Here is a 16743-nt window from a genome sequence, read left to right as displayed (position 1 = left end):
TGCTCCTAGACTTCCGTTTTCAATGGGGCTGGGCAATTCAGCACCAAAGTGCTCTGGCTTGTTCGGCCGTCTTTTAAACGAGGTCAATTTCCTGTTGCGCCATTGACCAGGAAGCGTTTGAGCCGCCGGGCTTCTGATGGTAGCACGACAGCCTCTTTTCGGCGGAGGCAGTAGCCCCAGTTAGTGCGAAGAGCGTTTGTACCCATCGGCACAAGTCGGCCGCCCTTAAGTTCCGATTGCAGCAAAGCGGCCCGCCCAGCGCGTGACGTGCACTGGCTTCGCGGTTGTGCCGAGTCTCGCCAGCGGCGGCTGTAAAATCTCTGCCTTCCGCTCCTTGGGACGCGGCATCACGGCGACCACCTGAAGGAAGGCGAAGCGATCGTCGGCACGGCGGGCGATCTCGGCAATTTGGTCCACCGATATTCCCCGGGCCGAGGCGGTGACGCGAAGCCCGTCGTCGATGGAATAACCTCGATCTGCTCGGCAGATAACGCGAGATGGCGTCTACTAGGATCTGTTCCTGATAGATTGCACTCATTGGCGAAGATGACGGCAACGTGCGCTTATCGATGCCATGTGCAAGCGTGGCTTTGGGAGAGTCGACGACTGCCAATCGCCGAATTACGCCTTGTGAAGCGCTTTTCGCTGCGATGGCGGCGTCACCAGGAAGCCCAGATGAAGCCTCGGCAGTATCATCTTGGAAGAGGAGCCCACGTAAACGACCCTGCCTTTTGCATCAAGCGTTTGCAACTCTGTCGTGGTCGTCTTCGACAATGTCCCGCGTGAGCCAGGCCAGCAGCGCCTGTCAACGCAATTATGAAGGCGACGACTCCGCCTGAAGCAATCCTCGCAGTTGTTCCTTGAGCAAATCCGGTTCCGACCGTAACGAGACCTCCACCCATCCACACATGGCAGAGATCAAAGATTCCCAGTCCCGAAGCGCTCGATCAAGGGCCGGTCATGAAAAGCAGCGGCCAAACTGGCGTGGGGTTAGTCCGGTTACCTCTCGGAAGCGGGCGGAAAAATGGCTTTGGCTGCCAAAGCCGCAGGCCTGTGCCACGTTGGACAATGGAATCTTGCCTGCTGCAAGAAGCCGCTTGGCGCGCTCGATACGTCTCCGCAACACGTAGCGATAGGGTCCAAACCCAGTCGAGCGTTTGAAAGCACGGGCGAAGTGATAGGGGCTTAGACCGGCCACGGTAGCCAGGTCCTCAATCGTCAGATCCTGCTCCAGATTGGCTTCGACGTACTCGTGCACCCGCCGCAGAACGACTGGCGCCAGCCCCCCGCGGTTGAAGAGCGCCCTCGGCTGGCGTTCGCTGCAGCGGGTCGCGAGGTAGGTGGTCAGCATTTCGCCAGCCTGCGTTATGGCGATGCGGTCCGCCGGCTCCTCCCACGATAGCGGCAGCACCATGGAGCGGATGATATTTTCGAGCGATGGATCGCGTTGCAGGCCCTCTTCGCGCAGGCTTATCAGGCTGGGGTCGGCGTCGAGCGTTTCCACCACCCGGGATTCAAACACCGGCGTCGGGATGTAGAAGTGGAGAAGCCGACCTTTCCCGGCAGCTTCCCAACCGGTCGGCGCACCGGCCGGCACAACCCAGAGGCTGCTTTCGCCATGGATGGGGTCGTAGCTGCGTCCGCGCAGCCGGCGAAAGCCCGCACCCTCGGCGACCCAAAAACTGAGCGTATGGTGATTGGCCGGGTTGTAGCGGTAATGCCCGCGTCCTTCCCGCTCCCAGAGCGCGGCCGCCAAGCCCTCTCCGAAGCGAGCCGAGGCTCGCAAAGGAACACCCGACTGCTGCAAATGGTTGAAGGTGGCGTAGTCCTGCAGCCGTAACATGGCAGATTAGGTAGTCAAAATCTCTCGACCAGCAAGACCGCTGCTCATTCCGCAGCAAGATCAGAACAAAACTCGGAGGTTTTTGACTGACAGCGTCGCGGTGCCTGCACTATATGTCGGCTTGGCGGAGAGCTTCGCAGAGCGAGGCAAGAACATGCGGTTACTTGACGATGCAATTGCTGTTCGTGGCAGCGAAGCTGAACATCGCCGACGAACTGGCCGGAGGGTCGCGGCCCCACGAGGGACTCGCTCGGATGGCTGGGAACGGGAAGCTGAAATGCCTCGCGCAGGAACTCGGGTCGATCACTCGCCGAGAGTGCGGCTATTTGAATTTGTGAAGGCCACAAACCTGGCCCTCAAAGCTTGCCAATTGAGCGATTCACACCGGGCAATCGCGGATTTGTCTTCTGAGCAGTTGAGGGACATCGGTCATGCCGAGGCCCCCGCACCAGTGCTTGAGGTCACGCCTGGTTTAGTCACGAACTTGATGTCGATGAGATAACGCATGATGTGGTTCTTGATCAATCGGCGGCATTTCGAAACCCGCGTCGCCGAGACCACCGCATGGCTTAAAGCTGCGAATTAACCGTCAACAACTGTGGAGAGCGCCATGACCAGCCATCAGCGCGCTGCAGCGCGCACGACAACGCTTGCACGCGAGCACCCGTTCGGGTCGGACTTTAACGTTGCCGCCCGATCGCACGCCGCCAGATCCGAGCTTCCTTCCGCTGTCCCGCTGATGGCGCTTTCGACCGGTTTCTGGGCCTTCAAGACTCTGGCCGCTGCGCACGAGTTGGACCTCTTCAGCCGCCTCGCGGGTGGCCCAGGCACAACTGCCGGCGAGTTCGCGCAAGCGCTCGGCCTGCATCAACGCCCGGCCGAGATGCTGTTGACCGGCTGCGCCGCCCTCGGACTTCTGGAGAAGACGGACGGCCGGTATCACAATACGCCGTTGAGCGAAGCCTACCTCGTGCGCGGGAAACCGTATTACTTCGGTGGCTTCGTGCAGATGGCCGACAAGCGGCTCTACGCGGGCTGGGACAAACTTGCCGAAGCGCTGCGCACGAACCGACCAACCACATGGGACCCGGCGGTGCAATCCTCGGCGTTCGACGGCGAGGATCCCACGATGCTGGCAACTTTCTGGGAGGCGATGCATTCGCTCTCCACGATGACCGCGCGCAAGCTCGGCGAAGCCGTGGATCTCGGTCATTTCCGCCGACTCCTGGATATCGGCGGCGGGTCGGGCGCCTACGACATCGAGCTTTGCAAACAGTACGCGGAGCTGCGTGCGACCGTGTTCGACTTGCCGCATGTGGCAGCAATCGCAGCGGGAAAAATTGCCGACGCCGGCTTGGCTGACCGCATCGAGACCGCCGGCGGCAACTTCTTCGAGCAGCTTCCCGGAGATCACGACGTGCATCTCCTGTCGATGATCCTGCACGATTGGGACGAGGCGAAGGACCGCGCCCTGCTCAGCCGTTCCTTCGAGGCCTTGCCGAGCGGCGGCGCAGTCGTCATCAGCGAACTTCTCGTCAATGACGAAAAGACCGGGCCGGCGTGGGCTGCGCTGATGAGCCTCAACATGCTGATCGAGACGGAGGGGCGAAACTACACGCCGGCCGAATATTCGGCGTGGCTCGAGGAAGCCGGATTCCGGGACATCGAGACGGTCTGGTTCGACGCACCTGCTGCAAACGGCGCCGTGATCGGCCGCAAATCCTAGAGCATGGGACGGAGGCAAGCATAAGCATTCACGACTTCGGATCTGCCGCAGCGCGTGCATCGTGGCGGCCAGCCGATGCGATGGAAGGACTAAGCGAGACAAGCAAGGGATCGGTGCTATTTTATCTACACCGTCCGCAATGGTGGGAGGATGATCGCCCAGGTTCCTTCCGCCACATTCGCTGCCGGCGACCGGCTTCTTAAAAAGCAAGAATCGAGCCTGCGGCTTCTTTTTCTTTCTGGCAATCTCTGGCTGCGACCGGAAGCGCTTCTATCCTTGGCATTGCCGTGAGCTTGGCCGGTGCGTCATTGACCAGCTCACTTAGGAACCGCATCACGCAATGCGTTGAGTGAGCCCCACGCCAAGCGACCGAGACATTTGCAACAACCCACAGGTGCTTGAAAATGGTTCAATTTGTCGATCTGGCCGGCAGAATAAAATACGGCAATGGCACATATTTTGGTCCAAAGGCCGACGTCGCCAAGTTGAAGGCGGCGCAGAGCGCCTGGGATGGCGCAGTCAACGCGAACAAATCTTCAGGTGCGCCGGCACGGGAGCCCCGAAACGGACCGTTTGTCGAAAGCGTTGCCGATGGCGTAGCGGAAGGGAAGCGCCGCGACGAGATTGCAAAGGAATTGGGCCTCACCCCGGCCGAGCTTGACGCCCGGCTTGCCTCCAGCGGGCTTGAATTGTCGACGGATGTCAACAAGAACCGGGAGACGCAATCGACGGAGATTGTCGACCAGAAGACCGGCGAAGTCGTTTCCGGCGATTATAGGAACTACGATGAGGGTACACATACATCGCGCACGACTGACGATACCGGCGCCGAAGTAGTCCGCACGGAAGACGCCGACGGCAAGGTCACCGAAAGCGTTACCGATGCCGACGGTGTCGAAACCAGGACGATCACCGAGCCGATCAATGAAGGCGCCCCGATCGACTATGAGGTTCAGCCCGGCGACAATCTGAGCGTGATCGCCGCCGATCACGGCATAGGACTTGATGATCTGCGCGAGAGCAACCCGGCTCTGTTCGAGGACCCGCGCGACCCTGATCTGATCTATGCCGGGGAGAAAGTCAGAATCGAAGGCGGCACGCGCAAGACCGTCGAGATCACCAAGGACGGTCATACGGTCACGGTCCAGTCCGGCGGCAGCGAAGCGGACGCGGCCAGGAAAGCGATCTTCGAAGATGGCGCTACGGTCGAGCAGGTGGCGCAGGCGCAAGGCATGACCTCTGATGAGGTGCTCCAGATGCTCGAAGCCGCCGGGATATGGATCGACAAGGTCGAACCCATGCCGGGCAATGGCGATGTTGAAACCATACGCATAGCCGACCCGACCACAAATGTGATGGTGATCGAATCCTATGATTATCAGCACGATGCGGCGACGCGAACGGTGATCGACGAGCGTTCGACCTTCAATGTGCCCGCTGCCGACCCCAAGACCGGAGCGGTCGCGGTGACCGAGGTGTCAGGCGCCTCGGGCTATCTTCAAAACGAAGTGGCTAGGTCGTCCAGCCTGGCAGGCTCACAGATCGAATCCTCTCAAGACCTGATCGCCCTGGCGCAAAAGCGGGATCCCGACGCCATACAGGGGCTTCGCGCGGAACAGAAAGATGCCGAACTGGATGTGAAGATCGCGGGCGGCAAGGCGGACTCTTTCACAGCCGCCATGCAGGAGGCCGAGGCCGATCAACTTGTCGCTGCTGCCTACGATCTCGTCGAGCGGTCAGCGCCCGGAACCGAAGCCCACAACAGCGCACAGGCTATCCTCGGACAGGCTCTCGACTATGCCGGGCGCGTCGCGAACTATGCGGATGCCGTCGACGCCAACCGCACGCTCCTCGACGCTGAAAAGAACATGCGGGCCAATGATGCAACCCGTCAGCAGGCGGGAGCAGATCTTCAGAAGGCGTTCGACGCTTACAAGGAAGAGTTTCTGTGGGGCAACGTCAGCCCGGAGACGAGGGCTCAGTATGAACGGGATGGGATGCTTCCCGGTGGCTATACGAGCGAAGCCGAGGTGGACAAGCTGCTTTGGGATGGTTTCGAAGACACGCTGAAGCAGGGAGAGCCCGCAATCTTCCAGGCCGAGGGCAAGGCCGCAGATTTATTCCGTGCCTGGTATAAAGCCTGGGGTGCATACAACCAGGCAAACGATGGGGCAATGCAGGCGCGTGTCGACTATACCGACAGTGCTGTCGCCAAGGCGGACGCCGATCTCGAGTTTCTGCGCGGGGAGGCAGAAAGCCTCAAGGGTCTTCAGGACCAGTGGGTTAGTTCAAATCCGGGCCTTGAGCCTTCCGCATCTCCTCACCAGCAATCCATCGATGCCACGCAAACCCAGATCCAGGATCTGTCAGGCCTGCGTGGCAAACTTGTCAGCGATGAAGGATATCTTCACGACAAGTATATGCTGACGGTGCCGCAGCACGAGCGCGACCTGCCGCAAGAGCTGCGCGATGTGGAGTTCGAATACGCCAAATCCCATGCGCAGGACAACAGCGCCGAAATCCAGAACCTTCAGGATCGGCTCGGCGGTCCGATCGTGGGGCGGGACGATGACCGGGTTCGGGACATGGTCACGACCATGGTCGCCGCCATGGGGCCGGGCGGTGCGAATGTCGACATCGAGAAGGTTGTAACGCAGATCCTGCGCAGCCCGCAGATCAACGGGGATGATCCCGATCACGCCGGCGACCTGACCATACGTCCGATTGCAATGGGTTATTTCGAGGCCGGGGCCCAGATGCCAACCGGCTTGTTCGAAGTAAAGAACCGTGCCGGGGAAACGCATTATGTCGATCTGACGGGCAAGATTTTCGACAGCAAGGACGAGTTCCTGGACGACAACGTCCAGTTCAGCGAGAACGGCGTCCTAGTGATGCCGAAGGGACTGGACACCAGCAAGGGCGCTGACGGCTCAATTGAGTATGAGGCGGTGCAGGCACTCCATGTTTCGGGATGGGACAGGGTGGCGGAGCCGTTCATCGCCGGTGGAACCGCCATCGCGAGCATTGCCTCTTTCGTTCCGGTCCTGGCGCCGGTGGCGGCGCCGATTGCGCTTGCGGGCGGTGCATATTTCGGGACGAGAGCCGCGATGGCGCAGGTGGATCATCTCGACAATGGCGGGTCTTGGGGCGATCGCGAATCGGTCGTGAATATGCTGTCGGTCGCAACGACGGCGCTGCCCATGATGGCCGGCGGCCTGCGTGGCTTTGCCCTCCGCGGTGTCGATGGCATGTCCGGTGGCCAGGCTTTCGTGGGTGGCCTCGGTATGACCCGTCTGTCCGATACGGGGTTGGGAAGCTTCGGGCGTTACGGCCGCATGCTTCCCACGCAAGCGGAACTGTCCAGCGCAATGCAGGGCCTTAACGGCATGCCCGTCAAGGCGGCCTGGGGCATGGATGCGGTGGCGGCAGGTGGCGGCGTGATCCTGATTGGCGATACGGCTGACCAGCTTGCCGCCTACGGCCGCGGCACAGCCGACATGTCGGGGCTCGATCTCGCCAACGCGATCGTCGGATTGGGCACCGGCATCTACGGCACCGCCGCCGGTGTGCGAGGGTTGCGGGCAAACAGGCCGTTCGGTTCTTCCGCCGGTCATGGAAACCCGGACTTTAGTGCTGCCCGGCCTGTATCGGACAGTGACACGGCTGTTGTTCCCGCGCGGATGGAAAGCCCGGTCCGCGGCGATACGCTGCAAGCAGACGGTCGGGCCGACGGCCCGGATGTAGAAGGAACTAAAATACCGGATGATGGCAGGGGACAACAAGGCGGTGACGACGCCTCGACGCCGATACTCGATCCGGAAGTCGCCGCTGCGCAGGAGGTATTCGACAGTGCCGAGGCGGCGTGGCTGAGTGCGCAAGCTGCCGAGACCCGGTTGCGTCGGAGGCTTAAGAATGTCCAGAAAGGCAAGACTTCAGGGGACGTCACCAAGATTCAGGAGCAATTGGAGACCGCAAGCGTTCAAACCGGTGCCGCCAAGAAAGCACGCGATAACGCGAAGGAGGCCCTCAACTTTGCCAAGAACATTGCCTTTGAGAACAGGGTTGTCGAGGTGCTTGGATGGGCGGTGCCGGAAATGCAGAGCGAGGCGCGCTTCCTGAACGGCAGGCCCATTGCAGACGACCCGAAAAGACCACACGCTCAGCCCGACGGCTATGCCGAGTTGAATTTGGGTCACGTTGCTGACTTTTATGCGGTGGAGGTGAAGAATCTTGGCAAAGGTGGCAACCTCGATCATCTCATCGAGCAGACGAACAAGCGGCATAAACATATGACCGCTGACCGTCGCCACGTTCAACCTGTCGTCGTGTTTCCCAAGGAATTCGCGCAATACCCCAAAAAGCAGCTTGAGGTCGCGAAAACGCTTAACGATCGAACGAATGGGAAGATCGAGATCGAGAACGTTTTCTTCCTTACAGATCATGGGGACCGCGTGATCCTCGAGTCGGCGGTACCGGTCAGGCAGCCTGACGGTTCCGCACGGTTCGAGCAGACGAGTGAGGAGCTTTCACAGCCGGAGAACATCACCAATACGAGCCAGGCAGGTGAAGGTGATCTAAATGCGCCGCAAAACCTGAGCGCAGCGTTTCATCCCGAAGGGTCCGAGCTGCCCCGCGATCCAAACGCACCGGCAATACCCGCCGCATTTCGTTCCAGAGAAGACAAATCCGGCAAGAAACCAGGCCCGATCGATCCCGTTACCGAGAAAGCGTTGCAGGAAAATCTGACCCATGGGCCAGAGCATCTGGCGATGAGGACTGACCCTACGCCGGACCCCAGTCAAATCCGGTGGTCGAAAGCAGAAAAAGTCGAACCGCGGACCCGCGAGCAACTGGAGGCCTTGACGCTTTCCGAGGTGGAGTCGCTCGCCGAACCGCAGATCAGTGCAGTTCCGGGCGTGCAAATGGGACTGGTCAGTCCCGGGAAATTCCGCAGGTTCACGCCAGAGCAATTCACCTGGATGTCCGGACAATGGGACGCGCTCACGGTGCAGCAACTGCTGGCGTTCCGCAAAGCGCATGGGCACCACATGACGCCGGACCAGAAGGCAACGGTGGATCTGGTGCTGCAATCCGCGCGGGCCAGGGAATTGCAGGGCGCGGCAGAGATCTTCAACCCGATGGGCGGTTCGTCCTACATGCTATGGAACGCACTGCCGCCCGACTGGCTGGCGACGGCAGCGGGCGTTGGTTTCGCCTGGCGGGGACTGGCGTTCGTCACGCAAGCGCTTTTTCCCAAGTCAACGGCACCTCACACCAGGCTCGGCCGGTTCCTGAATGGAGCCAACGGCCTTTCGTTCATCGTCACATCGCCCGGTTCGGCCGCGCCTCTTCTGGACGGTGGGGTCAATCCTGCAGTCAACGGGTCGTTTACCGTCGGAAACATGATTTTCGGCACCAAATCCACGCAGGATTCCATGTCGGCGCGAGCCACTCTTGGTTTCGCAGGCGATTATATCGGAAACATAGTCTATCTGGGGGGCTCGGCATTCTACACAATGCAGAGCCTTGGTTCCCCATTGGCGACGGCCGCAGGAACGATATTCAGCATCGGCAGTGCGGAATTTCTCGCCTCCGCCATCCGCAAGAACAACACCTATCGTCGTGATGTCCCGAGAACCGACGAGGAGGTCGCGGCGTCGGCGAAATCCGATAAAAGATGGGCGCTCTCGGACCGGACGGCCCTCGGAGCGATGTTCGGCCCCGGCATGGGACTGTTCGCCTATGGTGTTCTCGACGACCTATGGAGCGACGACCCGGACCCCGATCGCGAGGTGCCGAAAAATGATAGACCCTCCACTCCGGACGACACGCCGCCGGTGCTCGATATGGAGGATCATGCTGGCGACGGTCCGCAGCTTGTCGTCACTTCCGATGAGGGCCTGAACCTCAGGGGCTTGCCGAAGGGGAACGCCGAGATTGTCGCGGCCCTGCAGCCCGATACATTTGTCCAGCAGACGGGCGAGCCTATGATCGAAAGCGGGCGTTCCTGGGTTCCCGTCGAGGGCTATGCGCCAGATGGTAGCCGGCACCAGGGTTGGGTTGCCGGTGAATACACAATGCTGCATCCCCAAGGCGCCAGCACATCGCAAGGGCGGGTCAACCCCGAGCTTGAGCAGAGCGGGTTCGAATGGGTCGAGGTCAGTTCAGGTCAGACCCTAGGCGGCATAGCGCGCGGTTTCGAGCGGGATACGGCCGAAACGGTCATGTTGAATCTCGATCACATCGTTGATCCGGCGCTTCTTTTTGAAGGAGACAGAATCTATCTCCCGGTCGGCTAGAACTCGGATGATCACAACGGCGGCAGACGCGCTCTACGGCGGTGAACGGCGTCACCGACTTACCTTGCCGCGCCTTAACGTTACATACACCTGGCTTCCCCCGTTCGAGGGGGAGTCCAAAACGATCCCCAATAGAGTTGAGGTGGTATTCTCACGGCACCCGTGTGCGGTGATCAAGCAAAGCGGAAAGACAATGGATGTCGGCGTTGCGGAGGGCGGTTTCTACATCGTAGGGCCAGAGCCGACGACACTCCTTAAAGTCCCGGAATTCAGCGATACACTCGAAATGTATCCAGATATGACTTTCCTGCAAACAACTGCGGATCAGAACGGACAATCAGCCTTCTTCTTCCGTTCGACACTCGACGGAAGTCGCAGACCTTACCTACCTGTAAACAGGGAGATACTGCCTCTGGCGCTCGTTCTCCGACAGGTTTGCCTGGGAAGGCGAAGCTTGTCTGCCATCGAAGCAAGTTCCTTGGAACATCTCTTGGCAACTCACATCGTCGGTGCCTCCGCACCGCTTCGCGGCGATGGCAAACTCGCGCCAGAAGCCCTGCAGCGTGTTCTGGATCTGATTGAAGATGAACTCCACCTCGCCCTGACCTTGGATCACCTTGCTGGCGAAGCTCGCCTGAGCGCGTTTCATTTTGCTCGATCGTTCAAGCGATCTACGGGATTTGCGCCGCATAAATATGTCTTGGCGCGCAAGATCGAGCGGGCCAAACAGCAACTCATCACCACCAATGGCACTGTGGAAACAATCGCTACATCGTTGGGGTTTGAGAACCTGCACAATTTCCGGCGCCATTTTCAGGCCCACTTAGGCGTCCTGCCGCATGTCTTCAGAGACTTGAAATGTCGCTAGTATCCAATCTGCCCGCGACCCAGGACGGTGCCAGGTTTGAATGTACGATGAGACTACGCCGCGTTCCGGCCTGTCAGCGATTATGGCAGCGATGGCTTTCATTTCGATCATCGCCTCAGGGTATAGAGTCCCTTTATCTCGACAATCGTATCAGCCAGATACGGCTCTGAGAAATATTGGTGGCGCACCTCAACCACTTCACTGAAGTAGCTCATGTCGGTCAGGAGGATTGTGACCTTCACGACGTCGTCGAGGTTTGACCCGCCCGCTTCCGGTGCTCGTCACAGATTAGAAAAAGCCTGCCTCCTTGGGCTCGGAAGCTCCTTCAGCGATCTTGCCGTTATCGGTGTAACCGGCCTGACCGGAAATGTAGAGCACATCACCCGCCGCGGATGCATTCGGAGAGCATCGCCGCGCTCAATCAAGCCGCGTCGACGTTACGCATCACCCGATCGACAGCTGTACGCCATCCCGCCAAGCTCGTGCCTAAGTCGTAGCGCACTTTTCTCACCAGTTCAGGCGACGCTGCCTCCGGTCGACCAACTCCAAACGGTGGAGCAGGAGCGTATTCCACGCGTAGCTCGATGGCCTCGGCAACGTCGCTGCTGAAGATTTCTGCGATCGTCACAAGAGCAAAGTCGATGCCGGCAGTAACGCCGCCGCCTGTGATGATATTGCCGTCGCGAACAACTCGCTCGTTCTCGACGATCACCCCCATTTCACCCAGAAGCTCGCGATTGGCCCAATAGGTGGCGGCGCGTCGACCTCGCAGCAGCCCGGCAGCAGCAAGTATGAATGAGCCCGTGCATACGGACGTTACATATTTGGCGCCGCTCGCCAGGCGTCGGATGTCACGCATGAAGCTCTCGTTGAGCATCGCGACGCTGGCACCGAAGCCACCAGGGACACATAGCACGTCACATTTCTCGACCTGGCTCAGATCAACAAGTCCGCTGAACACAAATCCGTCAGCGTCGATATCGCGACCGTCGATCGACGCCACGGAGATGCAAACATCAGGAGCCGAACTGAATACATGGTGAGGTCCGGTAAAATCGAGGTGACTCATCCCATCGAAAATCGGGAAAACGACATGTGTGGTTGTGTGGGGCATTGTCGTAAGCTCCTGAGGCTCGCGGTTCTCCCCCCAGGATCGACGCGCTGCAAACCGGTCGCATCGCCGAATCCTCGTGTGGTCATCCGCTCGCAGCGAGATAGGAAATGTCCACAACATTATGCTTGATTATTTGCCTAGCGCAAGCAAATATACGACATGGATTCAGACGACAGGACAAATAATCTCCTCGGCGCGCTTGTTGTTGCTCTCGGCGACGCTATGCGGACCGATGTCGAGAGCGCTTCGGGACATGGGATAACGGCTGCGGCAGCGCTTGCTACCGCGTTTTCATTTCCAGGCAAGTCGGTGGACCATCTGCGCAAGATTGTCGGCCTTTCGGCAGCGGGCGCAACCCGGCTCGTCGACAAGCTGCAGGCCGACGGGTTGATTGAGCGGCGGGCTAGCCTTGAGGACGGACGCTTCCGCGCCGTGTCGTTGACGAAAGCTGGCATCAAGAGCGCGGATGCAGTGTTAGAGGCGCGCCGCGCCGCTTATTCGCGTGCCTTGGCCGCTCTTTCGACGCGCGAACGAAGGCAGCTTGAGCGCATGCTCGATACTATGCTGACCGTACTGACGCCGGACCGTGCGACCTGCGACTTGACCTGCCGGCTGTGCGACATTGGCGCATGCCCTCAGGACATCTGCCCGGTCGAACTCGCAGCCATTCAAGCGGAGAAGATGTAACGGACTTACTGCGCAAGGAGTAAAAGATGCCTACCTACCTGCTCGCTTATCACGGCACCAGAATCCCGAAGACCGACGCCGAGAATGCCGAATTGATGACTGCCTGGTTGGATTGGATGGATTCACTCGGAGCGGCGCTTGAAGCCAACAACAATCCCATCGTCGCCTCCAGGACGATATGGTCTGATGGTGCGGTCAGCCACGATGGCGGTGCCAATCCTGTCATGGGCCTCAGCTTCGTCACGGCGGACAACATCGACGCCGCCATCCGAATGGCCAAAACCTGCCCGCAGCTTGGCGCGGGCGGTTCGATCGAAGTCGCTCAACTCTTCAAGGTGAACCGCGACCGATCGTGAGGCAGGCGACGGGCGCGCGTGGCGCCGTGTCAGTGGCGCATGGCATCTTCGCCCCGCGCCGCACGTCTCAGCGCCTGAGGCGGTTGCCCGAACGCCCGCACAAATGCGCGACGCATCCGCTCCGCATCGATAAAGCCGACCGCGTCGCCTATATGCTCGATCGGATCGCTCGAGCTCTCCACGCGCTCGCGCGCCGCCTCAACGCGGAGCCGTTCGACAGCCTTGGCTGGCGTGATGCCCGTCTCGGCGGTGAAGGCGCGGGAGAAGTGGCGCGGGCTCATGGCCGCTTCGTCGGCCAGTTGCTCGACTGTCAGCGGTTCGTTCAGGTGCAAACGCATCCAGCCAAGCAGCTTGGCGAAACGGCCGTCTTGGCGGTCGATCTCGATCAAGGCGGAAAATTGCGACTGTCCTCCCGGACGACGATGATAGACGACCAATTGCTGCGCCGTGCGCCGAGCGATCGCTTCACCAAGATCGTCGCCGATCATGGCGAGCGCGAGATCAATGCCCGCGGTGACGCCGGCGGATGTCCAAATCTTGCCGGCGCGCACGAAGATCCGATCAGGCTCGACACGCACCTTCGGGAATCGCCGTGCCAAGTGGGGGGCGGCCTCCCAATGCGTGGTCGCGCGCCGCCCGTCCAGCAAGCCCGCCTCGGCCAACAAGAATGCGCCTGTGCAGACACCGGCGACGCGACGGGCCTGAGGAGCCGCCATCCTGATCCATGCCAAGGTCTCATCGGAAGACCGTTCCCGCCAATTCCTGCCAGCAACGATCAGCGTATCAAATGGGTCCCCGACGAGTTTCGCAGCTTCAAGCGCCGCGCCCGAATCACTGACAACAGGACCTGGTTTTCGCGCCACCACCGACATCGAATAGGCTTGGGGCGCAAAATAGTTGGCGTTCCCGAATGCGGATATGGGACCAGCGGCATCGAGAAGTTCGAAGCCCGGATAGATCAAAATTCCGACAGATCGCGTCATGGCCTGAATCGAGGGAACTACGTCATTTCGGACGGAGGATATAGCGTTCATAGTGCGGTGGGTCAATGCAGAAGGAGACCACTCATGACTGTCGTGGCTGAAAGCTGGCAGGGAGCCAACGCGCTCATCGCTTTGTTCGACAGCGTCCAGATGTCTTGGCGCTCCCAGCGCGGTCGCAGGCGTTTGCGCAACGTCGATGATCTCAATGACCGCTTGCTTGCGGACATCGGACTGACGCGTGCGCGGATCAACGGATTCCCAGAGCACCGGTCTCGAGTTGTTGTCCGACCATCGATCGTCGAGGAACCATAAGGACACCAGCATGCTGTCGATCCTCGGAAATCGCACCTACCGGCACCTGTTCCTGGCGCAGGTCATTGCACTCGTGGGGACCGGCCTAGCGACCGTGGCCCTCGGCCTGCTTGCGTACGATCTCGCCGGCGCGGAGGCGGGAGCGGTGTTGGGAACCGCACTCGCCATCAAGATGATCGCCTATGTCGGCGTGGCGCCGATTGCTTCGGTCTTTGCCGCACGGGCGCCGCGTCGCGCGATGCTGGTATCGCTCGACCTGATCAGGGCGGCCGTCGCGGTGCTGCTGCCTTTCGTTTCCGAGATCTGGCAGGTCTACCTCCTGATCTTCGTACTTCAGTCGGCCTCCGCGGCCTTCACGCCCACGTTCCAGGCGACGATTCCCGATGTCCTTCCCGATGAGAAGGATTATACCAAAGCGCTGTCGCTTTCGCGGCTCGCCTACGACCTGGAGAGCCTGCTCAGTCCGGCGCTGGCCGTGGCCCTGCTCACGGTGGTGTCATTCCACGACCTGTTCGCCGGAACTGTGATCGGCTTCCTGGCGTCTGCAGGCCTGGTGCTCAGTGTCGTCCTGCCACGCGTGAAATCCGCTGCTCGCCAGCGCGGCCTCTACGAAAACACATCGCGCGGAACTCGCCTCTATCTCGCCACCCCGCGGCTACGCGGACTGCTCGCCATCAACATGGCGGTCGCGGCGGCCGGCGCGCTGGTTATCGTCAACACCGTCGTCTACGTGCAGGCGGTCTTTGGTCTGGACCAGCGGAGCACGGCGATCGCACTGGCAGCGTTTGGCGGCGGTTCGATGGCCGCGGCGTTGCTGCTTCCCGACCTTCTCGAAAGACTCCCGGATCGAGCGGTCATGTTGAGCGGCGCGGCCATCCTGACTGCCGGGACGGTCCTTGCATCCTTCCTCGCTTCATTCCATTGGATGTTGCCGCTCTGGTTTCTGCTGGGCACAGGGTACTCCGCCGCGCAGACGCCTTCCGGACGGCTGCTGAGACGATCCGCTCATTCCGAAGACCGTCCTGCCATCTTTGCCGCTCAGTTTGCTCTCAGCCACGCGTGCTGGCTTTTCACCTATCCGCTGGCTGGTCACGCAGCGTCGGCAATAGGATTGCCGGCGACGGCGGCAATCCTGTCGGCGCTATGCGGCCTCGCTGCCGTCACGGCCGCGTGGCTTTGGCCGGCACAGGACCCGGAAGTCGTCGCCCACAGCCACAAGAACCTTGCGCCAGACCATCCACATTTGAGGGATGGGAGTTCCGACCGCCGCCACGCTCATGCTTATGTCATTGACGATTTGCATCGCGCGTGGCCCGCCGACGACGGGAGATAGACATCATGACCACGGAGGCCGGCACCAGCCTTACGCCAAAGCCAACCCGTTTGGTGGCAGTCGCCGCGATGATCCTTTCAGCGGCGTGTTGGGGATTTGCCACCGTGATGTCCAAGGGCGCGCTGATGGCCTTTTCACCTCCCGTCCTGCTCACCCTTCAGCTCGTTGCGAGCGTCACGTTCCTGTGGCTGGCAACCGGCTTCGCGGGGCAGCTGACGACCCTGCGCAGGGCGACGCCGCTCGCGGCCTTGAGCGGACTGCTTGAACCGGGTCTCGCCTATGCAATCGGAACCTTCGGCCTCATGCTCACGACCGCTGGCAACGCATCTTTGATCGCGACGACGGAGCCGCTTCTCATTGTAGCCCTAGCCTGGCTGCTGTTTCGTGAGCGGATCGACGTCAGGACAGGGGCAGCGATCCTTGCAGCGATGACCGGCGTTGCCCTGGTTACGGGCGCGCACTACGGCGGCGGCATGGGTACCTTGCTCGGCGATGCGCTGGTCGTACTCGGAACCGTCTTCGCCGCGCTTTACGTGATCGTCAGCCGCCGATTGGTGGTTGATGTTGCGCCTGCCGCCCTCGCTGCGCTTCAGCAATCGGTGGGCCTGGCCTTTTCTGTCGCTCTGCTTGTCGCGTGGTTGCCGCTCCCCGCCGCTTTCGAGGAAATCGCCCGGGCCGATGTGCGCATCATCGGTTTGGCGGTATTGTCCGGCATCGTTCAGTACGCGCTCGCCTTCTGGTTCTATCTGATCGGCCTGAGGCGGCTCAGCACAAGCACTGCAGCGCTTTTCCTTGCCCTGATCCCTGTGTTCGGGTTGAGCGGCGCGGTGATTTTTCTCGGCGAGACCATCACGCTTGTCCAAGCAGTTGGCACAGTAACCATCATCATGGCCGTAGCATCAGTTGGACGGACATTTGCCGTGCTAAGTGACCACGCATCCTCAGTGCATGGAGCCAAAGAGCGATAAGCTCATGCGTTATATCCTCAAACGGCAAGGATGAACCGTTCTGGGCACCGGCCACAGCCGTCTCTTGTGCGCATCTGGCGTTCCAAAGCTTTCGCCGCAACCGCGGTGAGGATTAGCGTCCGCTATAGCTTGAGGCAAACCCAAGCCGTCCGACGCAGCCCAAAGATGCCGGTCAGCAATGGGCCCTCATCTCGGTCATTCGGATGACCCCTGCCGTTCTTCAGTGGTTGCGCCACGAGCGGACCTTCCAGCCC

Annotated in this window: 13 protein-coding genes; 8 read left to right on the top strand and 5 right to left on the bottom strand. The window is 60.5% G+C overall.

Annotation, left to right across the window (positions count from 1 at the left end; genetic code table 11):
- Nucleotides 1-225: 225 nt before the first annotated feature.
- Together OHD58_RS17695 and OHD58_RS17690 are read right to left on the bottom strand one after the other, a co-directional pair.
- Nucleotides 226-417, bottom strand: a complete 192-nt coding sequence (locus OHD58_RS17695) for a hypothetical protein (RefSeq protein WP_263804743.1) — start codon at nt 415-417, stop codon at nt 226-228.
- Between the two features lie 541 nt (nt 418-958).
- Nucleotides 959-1756, bottom strand: coding sequence for an AraC family transcriptional regulator (locus OHD58_RS17690; protein WP_263804742.1), 798 nt, complete (start codon nt 1754-1756; stop codon nt 959-961).
- Nucleotides 1757-2453: 697 nt separating this feature from the next.
- Here OHD58_RS17690 and OHD58_RS17685 point away from each other — a divergent pair.
- The 4 genes from OHD58_RS17685 to OHD58_RS17670 all read left to right on the top strand — a co-directional run bounded on the left by OHD58_RS17685 (nt 2454) and on the right by OHD58_RS17670 (nt 10736).
- On the top strand, nt 2454-3569 hold the full coding sequence (locus tag OHD58_RS17685) for an acetylserotonin O-methyltransferase (protein WP_263804741.1): 1116 nt from the start codon (nt 2454-2456) through the stop codon (nt 3567-3569).
- 150 nt (nt 3570-3719) lie between these two features.
- Nucleotides 3720-3860 (top strand): hypothetical protein, encoded by a 141-nt coding sequence (locus OHD58_RS17680; RefSeq protein ID WP_263804740.1) that lies wholly within the window; start codon nt 3720-3722, stop codon nt 3858-3860.
- 194 nt (nt 3861-4054) lie between these two features.
- Nucleotides 4055-9868, top strand: coding sequence for a LysM peptidoglycan-binding domain-containing protein (locus OHD58_RS17675; protein ID WP_263804739.1), 5814 nt, complete (start codon nt 4055-4057; stop codon nt 9866-9868).
- Between the two features lie 193 nt (nt 9869-10061).
- Nucleotides 10062-10736 carry a helix-turn-helix domain-containing protein gene (locus tag OHD58_RS17670; RefSeq protein WP_263804738.1) on the top strand — a complete coding sequence of 225 codons (675 nt, stop codon included), beginning with the start codon at nt 10062-10064 and terminating at the stop codon, nt 10734-10736.
- A 107-nt stretch (nt 10737-10843) separates the two neighbouring features.
- Here the strand turns inward: OHD58_RS17670 and OHD58_RS17665 are convergent, their stop codons facing one another.
- Together OHD58_RS17665 and OHD58_RS17660 are read right to left on the bottom strand one after the other, a co-directional pair.
- Complete coding sequence (locus OHD58_RS17665) at nt 10844-10951, bottom strand: hypothetical protein (RefSeq protein WP_263804932.1); 108 nt, start codon at nt 10949-10951, stop codon at nt 10844-10846.
- Between the two features lie 206 nt (nt 10952-11157).
- On the bottom strand, nt 11158-11850 hold the full coding sequence (locus tag OHD58_RS17660; RefSeq protein WP_263804737.1) for a DJ-1/PfpI family protein: 693 nt from the start codon (nt 11848-11850) through the stop codon (nt 11158-11160).
- A 159-nt stretch (nt 11851-12009) separates the two neighbouring features.
- Between OHD58_RS17660 and OHD58_RS17655 the strand changes: the two genes are divergently transcribed.
- Nucleotides 12010-12537 carry a MarR family winged helix-turn-helix transcriptional regulator gene (locus tag OHD58_RS17655; protein WP_318528263.1) on the top strand — a complete coding sequence of 176 codons (528 nt, stop codon included), beginning with the start codon at nt 12010-12012 and terminating at the stop codon, nt 12535-12537.
- Nucleotides 12538-12563: 26 nt separating this feature from the next.
- Nucleotides 12564-12893, top strand: coding sequence for a hypothetical protein (locus tag OHD58_RS17650; RefSeq protein ID WP_263804736.1), 330 nt, complete (start codon nt 12564-12566; stop codon nt 12891-12893).
- A gap of 29 nt (nt 12894-12922) precedes the next feature.
- On the opposite strand, the gene OHD58_RS17645 is transcribed toward OHD58_RS17650, so the two are convergent.
- Nucleotides 12923-13876 carry a GlxA family transcriptional regulator gene (locus tag OHD58_RS17645; protein WP_263804930.1) on the bottom strand — a complete coding sequence of 318 codons (954 nt, stop codon included), beginning with the start codon at nt 13874-13876 and terminating at the stop codon, nt 12923-12925.
- Nucleotides 13877-14198: 322 nt separating this feature from the next.
- Between OHD58_RS17645 and OHD58_RS17640 the strand changes: the two genes are divergently transcribed.
- Together OHD58_RS17640 and OHD58_RS17635 are read left to right on the top strand one after the other, a co-directional pair.
- Entirely contained in the window at nt 14199-15521 is a 1323-nt protein-coding gene (locus OHD58_RS17640; protein ID WP_263804735.1) for an MFS transporter, read from the top strand.
- Nucleotides 15522-15526: 5 nt separating this feature from the next.
- Nucleotides 15527-16489 (top strand): DMT family transporter, encoded by a 963-nt coding sequence (locus tag OHD58_RS17635; protein ID WP_263804734.1) that lies wholly within the window; start codon nt 15527-15529, stop codon nt 16487-16489.
- Nucleotides 16490-16743 lie beyond the last annotated feature (254 nt).

The sequence above is a fragment of the Mesorhizobium sp. ZC-5 genome, from assembly GCF_025753855.1.
In the GTDB taxonomy this organism is placed as follows: domain Bacteria; phylum Pseudomonadota; class Alphaproteobacteria; order Rhizobiales; family Rhizobiaceae; genus Neomesorhizobium.
Note: the sequence above shows the minus strand (reverse complement) of the source record. Positions and strands in the feature narration are given on the sequence as shown.

Bases quoted from the DNA above. Each gene is read 5' to 3' on its own strand.
- OHD58_RS17685 (WP_263804741.1), top strand. From the start codon at position 2,454: ATGACCAGCCATCAGCGCGCTGCAGCGCGCACGACAACGCTTGCACGC.
- OHD58_RS17680 (WP_263804740.1), top strand. From the start codon at position 3,720: ATGATCGCCCAGGTTCCTTCCGCCACATTCGCTGCCGGCGACCGGCTT.
- OHD58_RS17670 (WP_263804738.1), top strand. From the start codon at position 10,062: ATGGATGTCGGCGTTGCGGAGGGCGGTTTCTACATCGTAGGGCCAGAG.
- OHD58_RS17665 (WP_263804932.1), bottom strand. From the start codon at position 10,951: ATGAGCTACTTCAGTGAAGTGGTTGAGGTGCGCCACCAATATTTCTCA.
- OHD58_RS17660 (WP_263804737.1), bottom strand. From the start codon at position 11,850: ATGCCCCACACAACCACACATGTCGTTTTCCCGATTTTCGATGGGATG.
- OHD58_RS17655 (WP_318528263.1), top strand. From the start codon at position 12,010: ATGGATTCAGACGACAGGACAAATAATCTCCTCGGCGCGCTTGTTGTT.
- OHD58_RS17650 (WP_263804736.1), top strand. From the start codon at position 12,564: ATGCCTACCTACCTGCTCGCTTATCACGGCACCAGAATCCCGAAGACC.
- OHD58_RS17645 (WP_263804930.1), bottom strand. From the start codon at position 13,876: ATGACGCGATCTGTCGGAATTTTGATCTATCCGGGCTTCGAACTTCTC.
- OHD58_RS17640 (WP_263804735.1), top strand. From the start codon at position 14,199: ATGCTGTCGATCCTCGGAAATCGCACCTACCGGCACCTGTTCCTGGCG.
- OHD58_RS17635 (WP_263804734.1), top strand. From the start codon at position 15,527: ATGACCACGGAGGCCGGCACCAGCCTTACGCCAAAGCCAACCCGTTTG.